The following is an 18,811-nucleotide window of genomic DNA, read 5'->3' as shown; positions in this document are numbered from 1 at the left end:
CGTCTGGAGAGCACCATGAGTCTGTTGCGCGTGGCCGGCCGTCCGATGCTCGCCTCCATGTTCGTCACCGCGGGTCTGAACTCCGTCCGTGCGCCCGAGGACGTGGCCCCGGTGGCCGAGCCCGTGGTCCGGCCGATCACCGAACGTGTGCCGGTGCTGCCCGACCGCACCGAGCAGCTGGTGCGCCTCGGCGGCGCCGTGCAGGTGGCGGCGGGTGTGCTGCTGGGCATCGGCCGGATGCCCCGGCTGGCCGCGCTGGCCATCGCCGGCACGCTGGTGCCCACCACCCTGGCGGGCCATCGTTTCTGGGAGGCGAGCGACCCCGCCGAGCGGACCCAGCAGCGCATCCACTTCCTGAAGAACCTGTCGATGCTGGGCGGTCTGCTGATCGCGGCCGACGACACCGCGGGCTCCCCGTCGCTGGTGTGGCGCGGCCGGCACGCCGTGCATGACGTGCGGCGCGACGCGCGGCTGGTGCGCCGGACCGCCCGTGCCGCCGCCCGTCCGGCCGCCACGGCCGGCGGCCTGCGGGCCAAGCTTCCGCACTGACGGGCAGCCGGGCACACACGCGGGCCGACGCGCCCGCGGGCCGCCCTGTCGGCGCACCCGCGTGCACGCGCCCGCGCTCCCGCGGTGGGGCGCACCGGCATCGGCCGGTGCGCCCCGTGACGTCAGGACACCACCGCCTGCGCGTACGGAACGAGCCGCACGGGACCGACCAGGCCGTAGTCCTGGCGGGCGGCCGTGCCGAACACGGACGGCTGGACGACCCGCAGCCGGTTGATGAGCGGGGTCGCCACTTCGATCTCGATGCTGTTGTCGCCGCCGCGCAGGTAGGGGCCGATGTCGACGACGGGGTGCAGTCGGTCGATCGCGGGCAGGGAGGTGCCGTTGACGGTGACCCGGACCGTGTCGGAGACCTGCCCGAGTTCGAGGACGGCCCCGTGGGACGCGGTCCAGTCGTCCGGCAGGGTGACCTCGGTGCGGTAGCGGCCGACGCCCGCGGAGTCGGCCAGTTCGGGGATCTTGGACCAGGGCGCGAGCGTGTTCAGGGTGAGGGTGCGACGGACGCGCTCGGTACGGGTCGCGTCGGAGCCGGGGTACCAGTCCTCGACCTCGAGTTCCCACGTGGCCGGGGTGATCGGGCCGGGCACGGACGGCAGGGTGGTGGTGACCGTGCTGCCGTCGGACAGACTGGTGGTGCGGGTGCCCTCCGCGCCGGCCCGCACGGTCAGTCCGTGGCCGGTGAACAGTACGTCGTCGGCGTCCGAGGCGACGGCGTGCGGGCGGTTGCCGTAGCGGTCGCCGAACAGTCCGGGCCGCCCCAGCGCGACGATCACCGTCTCCCCCGGCTGGAGCGTGACGCGCAGGGTGAAGTCGTCGCCGTCCTGGGTGTAGCGGGCGAGCCGCACCGCCCGGCCCGTCCAGGCGTCGAGGAGGTACGGCACCGTCGCCCCGCGGCGGCCGGTGGCGCGCAGGGTGACGTCGTGGGCGATCGCGGCCACCGCGGGCTTGACCGTCTCGGCGTGCTTGCCGTTGCACAGGTAGTAGAAGTCCGCGTCGTCGGTGGCCCGGTGGGCGTTGAGGAGCGTGGAGGAGTTGGCGTAGCGGACGTCGGGGGTGACGCCCAGCTTGGCGAGGGCGTCGCCGACGGCGGCCTTGTCGGTGACGCGGACGACGCCCGGCAGGGCGAGCAGCCGGGCCAGGAGCGCGCGCAGTTGGTCGGTCTCCCCGTCGTCGGGCACACCGGGGGTCAGGGCCTGGTCGAAGGCGCCGAACAGGACCATGGGCAGGCCCGCCTCGGCCAGCTTCAGCAGCTTGCGCGCGTCGGCGAGGGCGAGCGTCGGGGTGGAGCCGTAGAAGAAGTCGCCCTCGACGAACAGCGCCTTGTAGGCGGGCCCGTCGGGCGCCAGCCGGCCGTCGGAGACGGTGGCGCTGGGCAGGTCCAGCAGCGGGCCGCTGAGGAACTGGTGGGTCCAGCCGAGGGGGATGCCGGTGGCGGTGAACCAGGACGCGCCGATGCCGGTGGCCGTGTAGCCGGTCTGCCGGAAGATGGCGACGTCGGCGCGGGCGGTGCCGGTCTGCAGCACGCGGTGCACGCGGCCCAGGTAGCCGGAGATGTCCTCGACGTGACCCCAGGTGGGCTGCCGGGGGCCCCACGACTCGCCGTAGCCGGGGGCGCCGTTGTACGGGCTGAAGGCGGCGAATCCGGGCCAGCTCACCTGCGGGGCGGTGGCGTAGGAGAAGCCGTGCACGACGGTCTGGTTGACGCCCGCCGCGTACGCGCCGCCCATCGTCCGCAGGAAGCGGTCCCAGGTGGTGCTGTACGCCGTGCCGTTGTACGCGCCGGCCTCGCAGGACAGCACCGTGCGCCCGGCCATGTCGCGGCCGCCGGCCAGGCAGCGGTAGTCGTCGAGGTTCTTGAAGCCGAGCGACTCGCCCTCGGGGATGTCCAGGATCGCCGCCGAGGCGATGGCGTCGGTCTGCAGTCCGTAGGGCTGCGAGCGCAGGGCCATGTCCAGCGAGTGCGCCCAGGTCCGGAGGGCACGCAGGTGGTGGGTGTTGAACAGGCCGGAGACGGTCTCCCAGAAGTCGTGCCTGATCTGCCGGGTGAGCTGCGCCTCGAAGGCGAAGACCTGGTTGCTCTTGTCGAGGACTACAGCGGGCAGGTACGGCAGCAGGGAGCGTCCCGTGTGCTTCTCGAACGCGTCGGGCAACTGCGAGGTCCAGACGAGCCCTTCGGTCTCCAGTTCCACCGAGTCCTCGAAGAACGCGCCGCCGGCGGCCCTCAGCAGGACCTTCAGCGACGGCGTCAGCAGGGAGTCCCAGTAGTCGGTGACGGCGGCGGTGCCCGCGGGGCTGAAGTGGTCGACGGCGTAGGCGGCGGGCGAGGAGTGCGGGCCGGACTCGGGCTGCTGTCCGGAGCCCCGCTGCCAGTAGGAGATCAGCACCCAGTCGCCGTCCGCGGGCGCGGTCCAGGTGAGGGCGCCGCCGCTGACGGTGGCGGTCAGGTCGCGGACGCTGGCCAGGTCGAGGCCGGTCTCCTTGCGGGTGGAGTTCGCGGTGTTGACGCGGGCGGCCTGGACGGCGAGGAGCTGTCGGCGGGTGACGCCGGATGCGGCCGCGCGCACGGGCTCGGGAACCGGGCCCTGGTAGGTGGTTCCGCCGGGCACCGAGACACGGCCGTGGGCGAGTTCCTGGGCGGCGGCCGCGTCGTCGGGGGTGACGCCGGGTACGGCCACGGGCCAGCTCGGACCGAGGGTGAGGTCGACGGTGAGGCCACGTCTCGCGGCGCGGCGCAGGGCGGCCTCGACGCCGTCGAGCCAGGGCCTGCTGCCCCAGCCGTGGCGGGCGGTGTCCAGCACCGACTTGTCCTTGATGCTGTGGTGGACGGCGGCGATCTCGACGCCGCCGAAGCCGGCGTCCGCGATCTGGTCGATCTCGCGGGCGACCTCGTCGGGGTCGACGAGGCCGTCCGGCCACCACCAGCGGAACTTGGGGCGCACCGAGCGCGAGGGGTCGGCGAACCAGTCGGCGGTGGGAGCTGATCCGGCGCCGGCGGGGAGTGCGGTGACGGCGGCTGCGGCGGGCGCCGCGGCGCCGAGGGCGGCCACGGCGCCCGCGGCCAGCGAGGCGGCCAGGACCGCGCGCCGCGACATCCCGCCGCGCTGCGAGACGAGTTCATGCATGTGCGCCCCAAAGGGTGAGTCGTGCAAGGAGTTGAATCGTTTCAAGCTCCTGTAAACGCCGGAACGCTAAGCCCCGCGCCGAGCCAGGGTCAAGAGGTCGGCACCGGTCGGTCCGGCGGATCCACGGCGGGTTTCAGGGCTCGGATAGGGTGACCCCTCGACGAGGGGAGCGCGGACACATGCCGGGCAGGACGGGGAGCGCACGGCGCCGGTTGGTCAACGCGGCTTTGCTGGCAGGGGTGTTGACTGGTTGCTCGGAAGCGGCGCCGGACGACGCGAAGGCGACGGCTGACGCGTCCACGAAGGCGTCGGTGAACGCGTCGGCGGATTCGGAGGCGGCGGTCGCCGCCAGCGGCGGCAGCGTCGGCGCCGCCGGCTCGGCGTGCAGGCTCCCGGTCACCTTCGACATCGCCGAGGACTGGAAGGCCGAGGCCGTCGACGCGGAGGCCGCCACGGAGAAGGCCGGCGACTCCGGCTCCGGCCTCGGTGAGGAACTCGCCGACGCGCTGTTGCACCAGGGCCCGGTCACCGCCGCGTGCGAGGTGGACGCCAAGCCCGCCGGGCACATCGGCTACCTGCGGGTGTGGACCGGCGATCCGGGCGGCGGCGACGCGCGCGCCGTGCTCGAGGCGTTCGTGGCGGCCGAGGACGGCGCGAGCAAGGCGCAGTACCGCACGTTCCGCACGGGCGGCGGCCTCACCGGCGCCGAGGTGGAGTACCTGTACACCAGCGAGATCCTGGGCGAGACGAAGAGGGAACGCGCCCTCGCCGTCACGACGTCGAGCGGGCCGGTCGTCCTGCACCTCGGCGGGATGGACACCGAGGAGCACGAGGCGATGCTCCCGGCGTACGAACTCGCCAAGCGGACCCTGCGGGCCGGCTGAACGGGCCCGCCCCACAGGTCCGTGATCGGAGACGGAAACCGCTGCGCGGCGCCCCGGCGGAACCGGGGAGGTCCCGCGGGAGCACCGGGCACCCGGGCCGGTGACGCATGGCCCGCCCGTCGGCCGGCGACGGCCTCGGGACCGGTCAGCTCGCAGGTTCAGGTGTCGCGTATTCGCGGCCGAGCCCGGATGGGGCTCGCGCTGAGTGATCTGCGCGAGCTCGGCGGCACCCGGCAGTCTGCCGGTCGGCGATCGGCATGATGGGGCGGCGGCAAGTGTCAGGCGTCTCCAGAGGAGCGACCATGGCCTTCGAGACCGGACGCCGACAGCCGGCGAACAGGACCACGCGTCCCGTTCGGCGACTCCTCATCGGCCCGCCTTCCCGGACGCGGCACGGACCAGGCCGTCGAGCCACGCCTGGTGGCCGTTGAGCATCGGGTTCGGCCGTTCCTCGGCAAGCGCCGCGGCGGGCCGGCCGATCTGCGTCTCCTGGGTCAGGATCCGCACCCGGCCGCCGGACAGGTCTTCCACCAGCCAGGCGTGCAGCACATCGAGCTGCTCCTCGGGCGTGCCGTCCTGCTTCGCGGTCCAGGACAGGCGGCCGGGAACTCCCTGAGCGGGGGCCTGGAACTCGACGACGCGGGCGTCCAGGGGCGGGAAGCCGAAGGTGCCGAAGCCGAAGACGGTGTCCGTCCTGAGCTCGGGGCCGCCACCCTGCGGGAAGGAGATGTCGGCGACGTTGTCGTAGTACGACTCCCAGGTCGAGGTGTCGACGAGGTGATGCCACACCTGGGCGGCGGTCAGGCCTTGGACGATCACCTCGTTGGAGACGAAGTTGTCGCCGGTGCCGGGCAGGTACTTCTCGGGCCAGTTGATCGCGTTCTGCGTGGTCATGTGGGGGTCCTCTCGGATACGGGCGGGCTTCCGGACCGCGTCGTCGCGTCACGGGCATCATCACGGCCCGCTGCTGTGCCGCCATCCGGCGACTCTTCGAAGCTAGGCCTGGGATCCATCGGAGAGCCAATAGAGGAACCGATCGCTCCCATCGAAGCTCCGATGGCCATCGGAGCTACTCTGGTGGCCATGAAGCACGCGACGCCGGACAAGCCGAAGGCCGTCCCCGGCGGGGTGAGAATCGCCCCGCACGCGGATCTGAACCTGCTCCGCACGTTTCTGGCCGTCTACCGTGCCGGCTCGTTCACCGCCGCGGCGCCTCTGCTCGGGCTGTCGCAGCCGACCGTCACCGCCCAGATCCGCACACTGGAGCAGCAGACCGGGCATGTCCTGTTCACCCGGCTCCCGCGCGGAGCGGAACCCACTGCGATCGCCCACGAACTCGCCGCCCGGGCCGCGGGCCCCCTCGACGCCCTCGCCTCCCTGGAGAGCGACCCCCTGTCCGGCCGAGCCGGCCCCGTCCACCTCGCCGGCCCCTCCGAGCTGCTGTGCACCCGGGCGCTGCCCGCACTCGCCCCGCTCGTCACTGCGGGAGTACAGCTCCGCGTCGACACCGGCCTGACCGAACCGCTCGTCGAAGAGCTGCGGGCGGGCCGGCACGACCTGGTCATCGCCACCCGGCGGCCGAGGGGCCGCGCCCTGCCCTCCGCACCCCTGGCCGACGAGGAGTACATGCTCGTCGCGGCGCCACACTGGGCCACGCGGACGGAAGCCCTGGCGCCCGACGGCCTCTGCAGCGCGCTTGCGGACATCCCGCTCGTCACCTACGCGGAAGACCTGCCCATCGTGCGCCGCTACTGGCGCCTCGTCCTCGGCAGGCAGCTCACCGCCCAGGCCGCCGTCACCGTGCCCAACCTGTACGCCGTCCTCTCCGCGGTCGCCGCCGGCTCCGGCTACAGCGTCCTGCCCCGCTCCCTGTGCAAGGACCACCTCGCCGCCGGCACCCTGGCCCTCCTCCACGACCCCGACGAACCACCACTCAACACCCTCTTCCTCGTCCAGCGCCCCGGCGCCGAAGCCAACCCCGACGTCGTCCTCGTCCGCGACACCCTCCGCCACGCAGCCCTTACTTGGTAGGAGCGCGAGCTGCAAGCACGGCGACCGGCCGCCCGTCATCACCGACGACATGCTCCAGCGCTGACGGCTGTTCCGTTGTTCGCCGAGGCCGGGCGAGGCCACTGTCTCCTGGCGCGACCCGTTCACCCCGGGACCGGGCACCGGTCCCGGGGTGACACATCGGGTGGAGCGACCTGGGAAGCGGCCTCCTACGCGCGACCGGTGCCGCCCGTCGGGTCAGAGGCCGATGTCGGCCTGCGGCCCGGAGTACGTCTTGACCAGGTTGGGCACGTCGGCCGCCGCGTCAAGGGTGTACGAGTAGAAGTCGTGCGGGTCGAACGCCGAGCCGCTCGTCTGCTTCTTGCCCGAGCTGTTCACCACGATGCTGCCGCTCTGCTTGAGCTGGGCGGTGGTGTCCGGGTAGTACGGGTTGTTCACGTTGTCGAAGTAGCTGTTCTCCAGCACCATCTTGGTCGCACCACGCGAGTAGTTGCCGTAACTGCTGATGTTCTGCAGGTAGTTGTTGTACAGATGGGCGTAGGCGAGGTTGTCCGCGCTGGGGTTGCGCTGGGTGTTGTCGTGGAGCCAGTTGTGGTGGATCGTCATCCGCGCGGTGACGTTGCTGGTCCAGCCGATGCCGAACGTCTTGTTGTGGTTGCCCAGTTGGTTCCAGGACACCGTCACGTAGCTGGTGTCCTTGCGCGAGTCGATGTAGCCGTCGTTGATGTTGGTGAACTTGTTGTGGTCGATCCACACGTGGTCGGCGGTGTCCATCTGGATACCGTCGTAGTCGAACTGCTTGTCGTCCGGGTCGTCGGAGGCCACGGCGGTGTCCCCGATGGTGAGGTTCCGGATGATCACGTTGTGGACTCCCGAGCCGAGGAAGAACCCACCGTTCTTGATCCGGCCGTTGGTCCCGACCCCCACCAGGGTCTTGTTCGAGGTGACGGGGATCTCGTAGCCGTAGTTCGGCACGGTGATCGTGCCGTTGACCCTGATCACGTAGGCGGCGCCGGCGGTGGCGTACTTGATCAGGTCGGAGTAGGTGGTGACGGTGACCGTGGCGCCTGCGGCACCGCCGGTGGTGCCGCCGCCGGTGGAGGCGAACCCGTCGGGGGTGTTGGACCAGCTGCGAGCGGCGACCGACGTGGCGGCCTGCGAGGACTGCGTGGTGAGGCCGACGAGCATGCCGGGTACAGCGAGGGCGAGCGCCGCGAGTGCATAGCGCCGGTTTGCCTTGATTCCGGTCATGGTGGTGTCCCTTGTCCTTTCGGTGGGTGTGATGTCAGCTGGGTTGGTGTGATGTCCAGCCGGGTGGTGTGATGTCAGCCGACGGGGTTCCAGCCGTCGGAGCCCGCTAGGTACTTCTGCGGGGTGTAGTCGGCCGCGGTCGAGTCGCTCATCTGCGGCCGGTTCGCGTTGACCGTCGCGCCGGAGCCGGTGTTCCTGTATTCGAGGAACCGGGCGTTCTTCCAGCTGTTGCCGGACATGTCAGTCCACGGCTGGGAGGTCTTGACCGTGGCGCTCAGGTTCGACTCGCGGTACAGCACCTGCGCGGCGGCACGCCACGGCCGGCCCAGGTTGGTGTTGTTGTTCGCCGCCCCGGTGATCGTCGACTTGTAGAACAGGAAGCCGTAGGTCTTGTCAGCCGCGGTGCTCGCGGCGGTGAGCGTGCCGCCCGTCGAGCGCTTCTCGTAGATCGAGCAGTTGTTGAACACGATGGTGCCGCCGCCGAAGACGAAGTCGACGGTGCCCTCCACGTACGAGTTGACCATGTAGGCGCGGGTGGCGTCGTTGACCAGGAAGGTGTCCTGGTCGCCCAGCAGCCGCACATTGCTGAACACCGCGCGGTCGGCGTTGAGATGGAGCGCCACCGCCTGCTGGCCGCTGGTCACCGAACTCTCGTCGAAGTCGTTGGAGATGGTGAGGTCGGTGGCCACGAAGTCGTGTCCGTAGGCGAACACGGTCGCGCTGCCCGAGGTGCCGTACGCGCCCGCGTAGTGGTTGTTCACGATGACGGTCGAGCCGGCCGAGCTGCCCAGCCCCTGCAGGGTGATGTAGGGCTTGTTCGACGGAATCGTCACGATCTCCCGGTAGGTGCCCGGTTTGATCGTGATGACCCGGCGGGTCGTGTTGTTGGCCGGCACGGCGTCGACGGCCGCCTGCACGGTCCGGTAGGTGCCGGTGCCGTCGGAGGCCACCGTCGGCGTGCTCGTGGACCCGGCGACGAGGTCGAAGGCCCACTGCTTGTCGGTGTTGGCGGTACAGGTCTCCTGGATGACCGGCGGAACCTCGAGGCACCTGCCGCTCTTGGCGACCGCGAGCTGATACGTACTGCCGGCGACCGGGGCGGTCGCCGCCTGCGACGGCTGCGCGGCGACTCCGACGGCGCCTGCCGTCGCGGCGACCATGAAGGCCGCCACCAGCGCGTGCCGCAGTCTTCTCAATAGTCCTTCTGACACCTTGGCCTCCTGACCGAGGGCGGGGCGGGGGACGAGCGCGCCGTGGTGACCGGCACGATGGGAGCGCACGATGGGAGCGCTCCCACCCCTGTAGATGCTTCGACGGGCGGGTCGACAACAGAAACTTCCGAGAAATTCGCCGTTCATCTCACGGCGGCCGGGACGACCGCGCCCGGCCGGGTGCCGCCGCGACGGCCCCGGCCGGCGTTCCGGCAGGCCACGCGGCATGCGAGGCTGTCACCGGGCAGACACCCGACACCTCCAGGAGCACCCATGGCCCTCGACGTCGCCGCCATCCGCGCACAGGTACCCGCGCTGAAATCCGGTACGGCCCGCTTCGACGCGCCCGGCGGCACGCAGACACCGCAGCCGGTCATCGACGCGATCGTGGACGCGCTGTCCCGTCCGCTGGCCAACCGGGGGCACGTCACGGAGGGCGAGCGCAACGCGGAGGCCATCGTCGCGGCGTCCCGCGCCGCCCTCGCCGACCTGCTCGGCGCGCAACCGGACGGCATAGTCTTCGGCCGCAGCTCGACGCAGCTCGCCTACGACGTCTCCCGCACGCTCGCCAAGGACTGGGTGCCCGGCGACGAGGTGGTCGTGACCCGCCTCGACCACGACTCCAACATCCGGCCGTGGGTCCAGGCGGCGCGGGCGGCCGGCGCCACCGTCCGCTGGGCGGACTTCGACCCGGCCACCGGCGAACTCCACCCCGAGCACATCGAGACCGTGCTGTCGCCGCGCACCCGGCTGGTCGCCGTGACCGCGGCCTCCAACCTCATCGGCACCCGCCCCGACGTCCCCGCCCTCGCCGCCCTCGCGCACGGCGTCGGCGCGCTGCTGCACGTGGACGCCGTGCACTACGCCGCGCACGCGCCGGTCGACCTGACCGCGCTCGGCGCGGACACCCTGGTCTGCTCGCCGTACAAGTTCCTCGGCCCGCACCTCGGTGTCCTGGCGGCCGCGCCTGAACTGCTCGAGACGCTGCGCCCGGACAAGCTGCTGCCCTCCTCCGACGCCGTGCCCGAGCGTTTCGAACTGGGCACGCTGCCCTACGAGTTGCTGGCCGGGGCGCGCGCCGCGGTGGACTTCCTCGCCGATCTGGCGCCCCGGTCGTCCGGCACCCGCCGCGAACGCCTGCTCGCCGCGTTCGCGGAACTGGAGTCCCACGAGGAGGCCCTGCGCGAACGGATGGAGCGGGGTCTGGCCTCCCTCCCCGGCGTCACCGTGTACTCGCGCGCGGCGCTGCGCACCCCGACGCTGCTGTTCTCCCTGGACGGCCACGACTCCGCGCAGGTCGCGGCACACCTCGCGGCGCACGGCGTCGACGCCCCGGCCGGCTCGTTCTACGCCCTGGAGGCCTCCCGCCGACTCGGCCTGGGCGACACGGGCGCCGTACGGGTCGGGCTCGCCCCCTACACCGACGAGGAGGACGTCGACCGGCTGCTGGCAGCGCTGGCGAGCCTCGGGGCGTGACGGCGTCCAGGGCACCGAGACGATCCCCTAAGCCGACTGGCACGCCCCGGTGTAGCTGGACGCCTGGGTGTGAGGCCGGGTGGGTCCGGGCCCCGCGGTCACAGGCGGTCCAACCCCTCGGTCGGGCGTCCCAGCCAGGTGACCGGGCCGGCGTCCGGGACCGGGATCTCCTGGAAGCCCAGGCGGTCGTAGAAGGCGCGGGCGGGGGTGTTGGCCGTGCTCATGCAGAGGTGGACGGCCGGGATCCGCCGGTCGTGCAGGGCCCGCAGGAACGTCCGCATCAGGCCGCGGCCGTGGCCGCGGCCCTGCCATTCGGGGAGCAGGTCGATGTGCAGGTGGGCCGGGTAGGCGGCGACCTGCGGGACGACCATCCGCTCGGGGCGGTGCAGCAGACGGACGATCGCCTCGTCCGGGGTGCCGGGCTCGCCGACCGGGTCGGGGTAGCGGTCCGCGACCAGCGGCAGCCACTTGGCGCGGAAGTCCTCGGCAAAGCGCGGCGTGTCGGCGGTGCCGAGGATGTAGCCGACCGCCCGGCCCTCGCCGTCGTCCAGGACGAACGCCAGCTCCGGCTCCAGATGGACGTACGGGTCGGCGAAGGTCGCCGGGAAGATCGAGGGGTCCGCGTAGAACGGCCGGCTGTCCTGGCCGCCGTGCGCGGTGCGGACGCAGATGTCGTCGAGGGCCTCGCGGTCCTCGGGGCGGTAGGGACGTACGGCGGCAGGCTGGGTCACCGCAGCATCCTGCCCGGCTGAGAGCGCTCCCACAAGTGGTACGGACACGCGGGGGGACGGAGCCCGGCACCGGCGCTCCCAAGCATCGTGGGCACGCCGGGACGGGGCCCGGCACCGGCGCTCCCAAGCGCCGTGGACACGCCGGGACGGGGCCCGGCACCGGCGCGGCTGCCGGGCCGCATCCCGCGGCAAGAGGCCGGAGGCTCGTCCGTGGCAGGAGGCCGGGTGCTTCGCCGCCCGCCGGGCCGGGACCGGCGTACTGGCGTACTGCCGACGCACGCTGCACCGCGCCCCGCGGCTCCGCCCCGACGGTGGGGTTCGACCCCGACCGGTGGCTCGACTGCAGTCGGCCAACGCTGTCCGAGGGGGCGTTCCTGCCGTTGGCGGCCGGCAAGCACCGGTGCATCGGCGGCCACTTCGCGCCGGGGGGATCGCCACCGCGAGCACCGCCGCGAGCACCGCCGCGATCAACGCCGCGAGCACCGCCGCGATCACCGCCGGGCCCGGGCCCGGCGGTGATCACGCCAGGGCCCGGGCAGCGCGTCCGTCCGGTGGCGCGGCGACCGTACGGCCCGCCACCCCGCGGATGACCGTCCGGCCCCGCCAGCACTCCCCCGACGCGGCATGACCCGCGGACCACACCCCGCTCCTGTCGTCACCCGCTCAGGTGACACGGATCCGTCCGCGGCGCGGCGCGGCCCGGAGCGCCCGGGCCGCGGCGAAGGGCGCCCTGAACCGGGACGGCGCGCCGCCTGCGGCTCCGCGTCCGGGCGGGACGGCGCGCCGGGCCACGGCCGCAGACCCGGGCGCCCCTTTGCGTCTCAAGAATCACTCTGTCCGCCCGGGTGCGCCCCGCGCCCGTCGTGGCGCATTCTTGCTGTGTCGCCCGCTCGGCGGCGCGCGGACGAGGTAGGGGCGATGACTGGGAGCGCCAGGGACACGGAGCGGATACCCGAGCAACTGGCCGCGCTGCTGGTGGACGCCACGACGGAGGCGATCAGCGCGGCCGGCGGTCACTCGGGAGGGGTCTACCTGCGGTCCGGCGTGCCCGGACTGCTGCGGCTGGCGGTGCTCGCCGGGCTGCCCGGCCCCCTGTTCCGGTCCTGGTGGCGGCTGCACGCGGACAGCCCGTTCCCGGTGGCCGACGCCTACCGGCTCGGCGTCCAGGTGGTCCTGCCGAACGCTGCGGAGACGATGCGCCGCTATCCGCAGTTCGCGGCGGGCCTGCCGTTCCCGTTCGGGTCGTTGTACGTGCCGGTCGTCGGCGGGTCGACGACCTTCGGCGTCCTGACCGTGCTGCGCCCGCCCGCCGCGGACGCCGCCGAACTGCTCGCGCAACGCGACCGCGTGGCGCAGCTCGCCGAGGACCTGGGCACGGCGCTGCTGCGCCTGGAGAGCGGCCGGCGGACGGTCGCCTGGGACGACGACCCGGTGTGCGTCCGGCCGCCCGGCACGCGTCCGGCCGCGGGGCGGGCCGGAGGTTTCGCCTGGGACCCGGTGACGGACGTGGTGACCGTGGACGAGCGCCTGCCCGACCTGCTGGGCCTGCCCGCCGGGGACATCACGGGGGTGGACGCGCTCGCCGACGCCGTCTGCCCCGAGAGCCCGGAGCAGGTGCTGACCGCGCTTCGCCAGACGGCCGGAGGGCGGCCGCCGGCGCTGCCGCTGTACATGCGGACCGCCGACGACAGACTGCGGGTGGTGGAACTGTGGAGCCCGTACACCGCACCCGCCCCGCACGGCTTCCCGTCCGGCGCGCACCCGGTCCGGGGCGTCGTCGTCCACCCGGGCCCCGGCGCGGCGGCCGACGCCGCGGCGGACCTGCTGCCCGACGGCGTGCTCTGCACGGACCGGCTGGGCCTGATCCTGTACGCCAACCCGCGCGCCGCCCAGCTGCTGGGCCGGCCGCGGTCGGAGCTGCTCGGCCGTGGGCTGTGTGAGGGCGTGCCGTGGCTGGGGCAGCCGCACTGCGAGGACCATCTGCGCAGCGCCCTGCTGTCCCCCGACCCGGTCCACTTCCACCTGGGGCGGGCCGCGTCGGACACCGCCGGGACGTCGGACGAGAGCACCTGGCTCGACGTATCCGTCCATCCCGGAGACACCATCCTGACGTACACGCTGCGCCCGTCGGGCCGGGTGGCGGACACGGCCTCCGGTCTCGCGCCCGTGCCCGAGCAGGGCGGGAGCGGCGTCGCGGCGGCCTCCGGGGACGCGTCCCTGGCGGCGGTGTACCGGCCCATCGTCCTGGCCATCGCGCTGACCGAGGCGGTCACCGCCCGCCAGGTGTCGGCCGTGGTGGTGCGGGAGCTGCTGCCCGCGTTCGGGGGCGGCCGGCTCGCCATCTACCTGCTGCAGGACCGGCACCTGTACCTGGCCTGGGAGACCGGCTTCCCGCCGGGGTTCCTGACGCCCTTCGAGGGCGTGGGGCTGGACGCCCGGCTGCCCGGTGTGGAGACGCTGACCAGTGGCCGGCCGCTGTTCTTCGACTCCATGCAGCAGCTGAGCGCCGCCTATCCCGACCTGCCGCTGGACGCGACCGAGGGCTCCCGCGCCTTCCTCCCCCTGATCGCCTCCGGGCGGCCGGTCGGCTCCTGCATCCTCGGCTTCGACCGCCCGCGCAGCTTCAGCACCGAGGAGCGGACGGTGCTCACCGCGCTCGCCGGGCTGATCGCCCACGCCATGGAGAAGGCGCAGCGCTACGAGAACGAGGCCGCGCTCGCGCGGGGCCTGCAGCAGGCCCTGCTGCCCCGTCGGCTGTCGCTGCACCCGCAGGTGGAGACCACCGGCCGCTACCTGCCGGGCACCCAGGGCATGGAGGTGGGCGGCGACTGGTACGACGTCGTGGAGGCCGGGGACGGGCTGGCCCTGGTCATCGGCGACGTGCAGGGGCACGGCGTGCAGGCGGCCGCCACCATGGGGCAGCTGCGCAGCGCGGTGCGGGCGTTCGCGCTCGGGGACCACCCGCCCGACGAGGTCATGAGCGGCACCAACCACCTGCTCATCGACCTCGACCCGGGGCAGTTCGCGAGCTGCTGCTACATCCGTCTCGACCCGGCCACGGGGCTGGCGCGGGTGGCGCGGGCCGGGCGCCCGCCGCCGATCCTGCGCCGCGCGGACGGCCGTACCGAAGTGCTCGACCTGCCCGGCGGTGTGGTGCTCGGGGTGGACCCGCGGGCCCGGTACCCGGTCGCCGAGCTGCACATCGAGCCCGGCGCCATTCTCGCGCTGTACACGGACGGGCTGGTCGAGCGGCCCGGCATGGACATCGACGACGGCATCTCGGCCCTGCGGGTGGCCCTGGCCCGGGCGGGCGCGCCGGCCGCCCGCGCGGGCGGCCGGGGCCGCGCGCTGGCCGGTGTCGCCGAGCGGCTGACCGCGACGGCCCGGCACATGACCGACCGGCCCGACGACATCGCCCTGCTGCTCGCCACCCGCCGTGCCCCGCAGGCCGCCCGGGCCGGCGGCCGGCACTGAACCGGCCCCGCGCGGGAGCGCACGGTCTGTCACCTTCTGTGATGTCTCTCGCCTCTTGGGGCGTAACGGTGTAGACATAGGCGCATGGTCCGACTTGTGGGTCGCTCCGGGCCGCGGTCGACCCTCCGTTCCAGCGGTCCCCGTACCCGGCGCGCGCCCGGCCTCGTGCTCGAGGTGGACGGGCAGCCGACGCGGCGGGTCCCGGGCGGTGCGCCCACCCGGCCGGAACCGTATGAAAGACGGACGCCGGGGCGGACCGCCCGGCTGCGGTCGGCGCTGAGCGGACGCAGTGTGGCCGGGCAGGTGTTCGTCCTGCATGTGGTGATCGTGCTGCTGCTGGTCGTCGCCGCGGTGGTGGCGCTGGTCCTGCAGGTGCGGCGGGACAGCGACCTGGAGGCCCGCAACCGCTCGGTCGCGGTCGCCCAGGCGTTCGCGAACGCGCCGGGCACCCGGGAGGCGCTCGACGCCCCCGACCCGACGGCCGTCCTGCAGCCCCGGGCGGAGGCGGCGCGCAAGGCGACCGGTGTGGACTTCATCGTTGTCATGAACACCCACGGCATCCGCTACACCCACCCCAAGCCGGACCGCATCGGCAAGCGGTTCGTGGGGACGATCGCTCCCGCGCTGGCCGGCCGTACCGTGACCGAGGAGGTCGACGGGACGATCGGGCGGCTGGTGCAGGCGGTGGCGCCGATCAGGGCACCGGACGGTTCCGTGGTGGGGCTGGTGTCGGCGGGCATCACCACCGAGAACGTGGGCGGCGTCGCCAACCGGCAGCTGCCCCTGGTCCTGGTCGCCGCCGCCGCGGCCCTCGCCCTGGCCACGGCGGGCACCGCGCTGGTGAGCCGGCGACTGCTGCGCCAGACGCACGGCCTCGGCCCGCACGAGATGACCCGGATGTACGACCACCACGACGCGGTGCTGCACGCCGTGCGCGAGGGTGTGCTGATCGTCGGAGGCGAGGGCAAGCTGCTGCTGGCCAACGACGAGGCGCACCGGCTGCTCGGCCTGCCCGCGGACGCCGAGGGACGCCATGTCCGCGACCTGGGCCTGGCCGCGGACACCGTCGGCCTGCTGGCCTCGGGGCGGGTCGCCACCGACGAGGTGCTCCGGGTCGGTGACCGACTGCTGGCGGTCAACCAGCGGCCGACGGACACCCAGGGCGGCCCGCCCGGCAGCGTCGCCACGCTCCGCGACTCCACGGAGCTGCGCGCCCTGTCCGGCCGGGCGGAGGCGGCACGCGAACGCCTCGACATGCTCTACGACGCCGGAGTCGGCATCGGCACCAGCCTGGACGTCACCCGTACCGCCGAGGAACTGACCGAGCTCGTCGTGCCGCGGTTCGCCGACTTCGCGACCGTCGACCTCTACGAGGCCGTGCTCGGCGGGGGCCAGCCGGAGACCGCGACCTCGCTGCGCCGTACCGCCGCCACCGGGATCCGCGAGGACTCCCCGCTCTACCCGGTGGGCCGGCACATCGAGTTCGTCGAATCCTCGCCGCACGCGCGCAGTCTCCGGGCCGGCCGGGCCGTGCTGGAGCCGGACCTGCGCGCGGTGTCCGGCTGGCACGAGCAGGACCTGGACCGGGCCGCGCGGATCATGGACCACGGCATCCACTCGCTGATCGTCGTGCCGCTGCGCGCCGGGGCGCTGGTGCTGGGCCTGGTCAGCTTCTGGCGCTCGCGGAAGCCCGAGCCTTTCGACGCGGAGGAGCTGGCGCTCGCCGAGGAGCTGGTGAAGCGTGCCGCGGTCTCCATCGACAACGCGCGCCGCTACACGCGCGAGCACAGCATGGCCGTGACCCTGCAGCGCAGTCTGCTGCCCCGCAGCCTGCCGGAGCAGTCCGCGCTGGACATCGCCTACCGGTACCGGCCCGCGCAGGCCGGCGTCGGCGGCGACTGGTTCGACGTGCTGCCGCTGCCGGGGGCCCGCGTCGCCCTGGTGGTCGGAGACGTCGTCGGGCACGGGCTGCACGCGGCGGCCACGATGGGGCGGCTGCGTACGGCGGTGCACAACTTCTCCGCCCTCGACCTGCCGCCGGACGAGTTGCTCACCCTGCTGGACGAGCTGGTCGGCCGCATCGACCAGGCCGAGGCGCCCGAGCACGGCGGCGCCCCGGTCATCGGCGCGTCCTGCCTGTACGCGGTGTACGACCCGGTGTCCGCGACCTGCACGGTCGCCCGCGCGGGCCATCCGCCGCCGGCCGTGATCGGGCCGGACGGCGATGTCGGTCTCGCGGAGGTGCCCGCCGGGCCGCCGCTGGGCCTGGGCGGTCTGCCGTTCGAGGCGGCCGACATCGAACTGCCCGAAGGCAGCCGTCTCGTGCTGTACACGGACGGGCTGGTCGGCGGCCGGGGGCAGGACATCGACGAGGGCCTCGACCTGCTGCTCGGCGCGCTGGAGCGGGCCGGTCCCTCGCCGGAGGACACCTGCCGGGCGGTGCTCGACGGGCGGCTGCCGGCCCGGCCGAGCGACGACATCGCCCTGATCGTCGCCCGCGCCCGGGCGCTGCCCGCCGACCGGATCGCGGAGTGGGAGGTGCCGTCGGACCCGGCGGCCGTCGGGGAGGTACGCGCCGCCGTCACCCGCAGGCTCGCGCGGTGGGGCCTGGAGGAGCTGACGTTCACCACGGAGCTGATCCTGAGCGAGCTGGTCACCAACGCGATCCGCCACGGCGGGGAGCCCATCGGCGTCCGGGTGCTGCTCGACCGGACTCTGATCTGCGAGGTCTCCGACGGCAGCAGCACCTCGCCACATCTGCGCTACGCGACCATGACGGACGAGGGCGGAAGAGGCCTCTTCCTCGTCGCCCAACTCGCCGAACGCTGGGGCACCCGCTACACCCCGTCCGGCAAGATCATCTGGTCCGAACAACCCCTCCCCTGACCCTCCGCTCAACTCATCCGAACACCGACGCGGGCCACCAGGCCGCAGGCCGCAGCATCGCGGGACCCCGCCCGAGATCGGCGCTCAGGCACTCGCTGTCGGCCTCGCCCTCTTGCTGCTGCGCCTGATCAGCTCCGGGTGTGAGTAGTTGAGGCACAGAAAGTGCCGCTGAGATTGATCTTGCTCGGGTCCGCCTGCCGTGCGGGCGCTTCGAGCTGAGGAAGGACGGCGCCGGCACGCGGCTCGCGCAGGTCCGGGATGTGGTTTACAGCGTGCCCGGGGGAACGCCCCCCGATGGCCAGCCCGATGCCACTGCTTCCCCCGGTGATGAAAGCTGTCTTCCCCGCAAGTCCCAGATCCACGGCGGCAGCCTGTCAGCGGACGCCGACACGATCAACCCACTTGATCCAACTGGTCTGGACTTGGTTGGGCGGTGTCGTTCGAGGTTGTTCCGGGTTTCGTGTGGAGGACGTCGCGGGCCTGGTCGGCGGCGCGGGCGAGGCTCTCGGAGACGTAGTCGAGGAAGCGGGCGATGTTCTCCAGGCGGACGGCGGCCGGGGTGCCGGGGACGAGGATGCCGACGCCCTGGCGGGCGGTTTCGGCGACCTGGGCGGTGGAGCGGACGCTGGCCATCATGGCCTGGTACCAGACGTCGTCGTCGATGGCGTAGCGCTCGCGGCGGCGTTCGTCGCGTTCCCGGCGGACGAGGTCCTGGCTCTCCAGGAACGCGATCGCCTTGGAGATGGACGCCGGGCTGACCTGGAGGCGCTGGACGAGTTCGGACGCGGTGAGGCTGCCCGCGTCGCTGGTGCAGAGGCAGGCCATCACCCGGGCCATCATCTTGGGCGTGCCCGAGCCTATGAAGACGGTGGTGAGCGTCTCCTCGTACTCGCGCACCGCCTCGGCGTCGCGCCCGTGGGCCTCCGGGGGCAGCGTCGCGTCACGGGGTGCGGCCGGCTTGCGCCGGTGGGTGCGGCGCTCGGTGGCGCGGTGGGCAAGGTCGGCGCGGTAGGCGGTGGGGCCGCCGTTGCGCATGACCTCGCGGGTGACGGTTGAGGTCGGGCGGTCGAGACCTCTGGCGATCTCCGCGTAGGCGAGGCCGTCGGCCAGTCCCAGCGCGATCTGCCGGCGTTCCTGCTGGGTGAGCCTGCCTCCCGGCATCGCGGTCTCCTTCACGGTTCGTGGTCGTTCGTGGTTCC

General features: G+C 73.2%; 12 protein-coding genes. 6 read left to right on the top strand and 6 right to left on the bottom strand.

All coding sequences use genetic code 11. The features are described from left to right. The first annotated feature begins 15 nt into the window (after window positions 1-15). Window positions 16-549, top strand: coding sequence for a DoxX family protein (locus ACZ5GT_RS07305; RefSeq protein WP_469016030.1), 534 nt, complete (start codon window positions 16-18; stop codon window positions 547-549). A 122-nt stretch (window positions 550-671) separates the two neighbouring features. Here the strand turns inward: ACZ5GT_RS07305 and ACZ5GT_RS07300 are convergent, their stop codons facing one another. Next, on the bottom strand, window positions 672-3,689 hold the full coding sequence (locus ACZ5GT_RS07300) for a glycosyl hydrolase (protein WP_469016026.1): 3,018 nt from the start codon (window positions 3,687-3,689) through the stop codon (window positions 672-674). A 179-nt stretch (window positions 3,690-3,868) separates the two neighbouring features. Between ACZ5GT_RS07300 and ACZ5GT_RS07295 the strand changes: the two genes are divergently transcribed. Further along, the gene (locus ACZ5GT_RS07295) at window positions 3,869-4,573 is read left to right on the top strand and encodes a lipoprotein (protein ID WP_469016019.1); all 705 of its coding nucleotides are present in this window, start codon (window positions 3,869-3,871) and stop codon (window positions 4,571-4,573) included. A 366-nt stretch (window positions 4,574-4,939) separates the two neighbouring features. Here the strand turns inward: ACZ5GT_RS07295 and ACZ5GT_RS07290 are convergent, their stop codons facing one another. After that, window positions 4,940-5,467, bottom strand: coding sequence for an SRPBCC family protein (locus tag ACZ5GT_RS07290; RefSeq protein WP_469016014.1), 528 nt, complete (start codon window positions 5,465-5,467; stop codon window positions 4,940-4,942). Between the two features lie 189 nt (window positions 5,468-5,656). Here ACZ5GT_RS07290 and ACZ5GT_RS07285 point away from each other — a divergent pair, with 189 nt between their 5' ends. Beyond that, window positions 5,657-6,604, top strand: a complete 948-nt coding sequence (locus ACZ5GT_RS07285) for a LysR family transcriptional regulator (RefSeq protein WP_469016009.1) — start codon at window positions 5,657-5,659, stop codon at window positions 6,602-6,604. Between the two features lie 216 nt (window positions 6,605-6,820). On the opposite strand, the gene ACZ5GT_RS07280 is transcribed toward ACZ5GT_RS07285, so the two are convergent. Both ACZ5GT_RS07280 and ACZ5GT_RS07275 read right to left on the bottom strand, forming a co-directional pair. Continuing rightward, entirely contained in the window at window positions 6,821-7,834 is a 1,014-nt protein-coding gene (locus tag ACZ5GT_RS07280) for a pectate lyase family protein (RefSeq protein ID WP_469016006.1), read from the bottom strand. Window positions 7,835-7,908: 74 nt separating this feature from the next. Beyond that, window positions 7,909-9,114 carry a pectinesterase family protein gene (locus ACZ5GT_RS07275; protein ID WP_469016003.1) on the bottom strand — a complete coding sequence of 402 codons (1,206 nt, stop codon included), beginning with the start codon at window positions 9,112-9,114 and terminating at the stop codon, window positions 7,909-7,911. 204 nt (window positions 9,115-9,318) lie between these two features. Between ACZ5GT_RS07275 and ACZ5GT_RS07270 the strand changes: the two genes are divergently transcribed. After that, entirely contained in the window at window positions 9,319-10,521 is a 1,203-nt protein-coding gene (locus ACZ5GT_RS07270) for a cysteine desulfurase-like protein (RefSeq protein ID WP_469015999.1), read from the top strand. A 98-nt stretch (window positions 10,522-10,619) separates the two neighbouring features. Here the strand turns inward: ACZ5GT_RS07270 and ACZ5GT_RS07265 are convergent, their stop codons facing one another. Further along, window positions 10,620-11,252 (bottom strand): GNAT family N-acetyltransferase, encoded by a 633-nt coding sequence (locus ACZ5GT_RS07265; protein ID WP_469015996.1) that lies wholly within the window; start codon window positions 11,250-11,252, stop codon window positions 10,620-10,622. A 918-nt stretch (window positions 11,253-12,170) separates the two neighbouring features. On the opposite strand from ACZ5GT_RS07265, the gene ACZ5GT_RS07260 reads away from it, so the two are divergent. Beyond that, window positions 12,171-14,726, top strand: coding sequence for a SpoIIE family protein phosphatase (locus ACZ5GT_RS07260; RefSeq protein WP_469015990.1), 2,556 nt, complete (start codon window positions 12,171-12,173; stop codon window positions 14,724-14,726). 84 nt (window positions 14,727-14,810) lie between these two features. Next, on the top strand, window positions 14,811-17,612 hold the full coding sequence (locus ACZ5GT_RS07255; protein WP_469015985.1) for a SpoIIE family protein phosphatase: 2,802 nt from the start codon (window positions 14,811-14,813) through the stop codon (window positions 17,610-17,612). A gap of 393 nt (window positions 17,613-18,005) precedes the next feature. Here the strand turns inward: ACZ5GT_RS07255 and ACZ5GT_RS07250 are convergent, their stop codons facing one another. Then, entirely contained in the window at window positions 18,006-18,773 is a 768-nt protein-coding gene (locus ACZ5GT_RS07250; protein WP_360752009.1) for a helix-turn-helix domain-containing protein, read from the bottom strand. Window positions 18,774-18,811 lie beyond the last annotated feature (38 nt).

It is taken from the genome of Streptomyces sp. NPDC031340 (assembly GCF_055569945.1).
The sequence above is the reverse complement of the archived record's forward strand: the minus strand, read 5'-3'. Positions and strand labels throughout refer to the sequence as shown.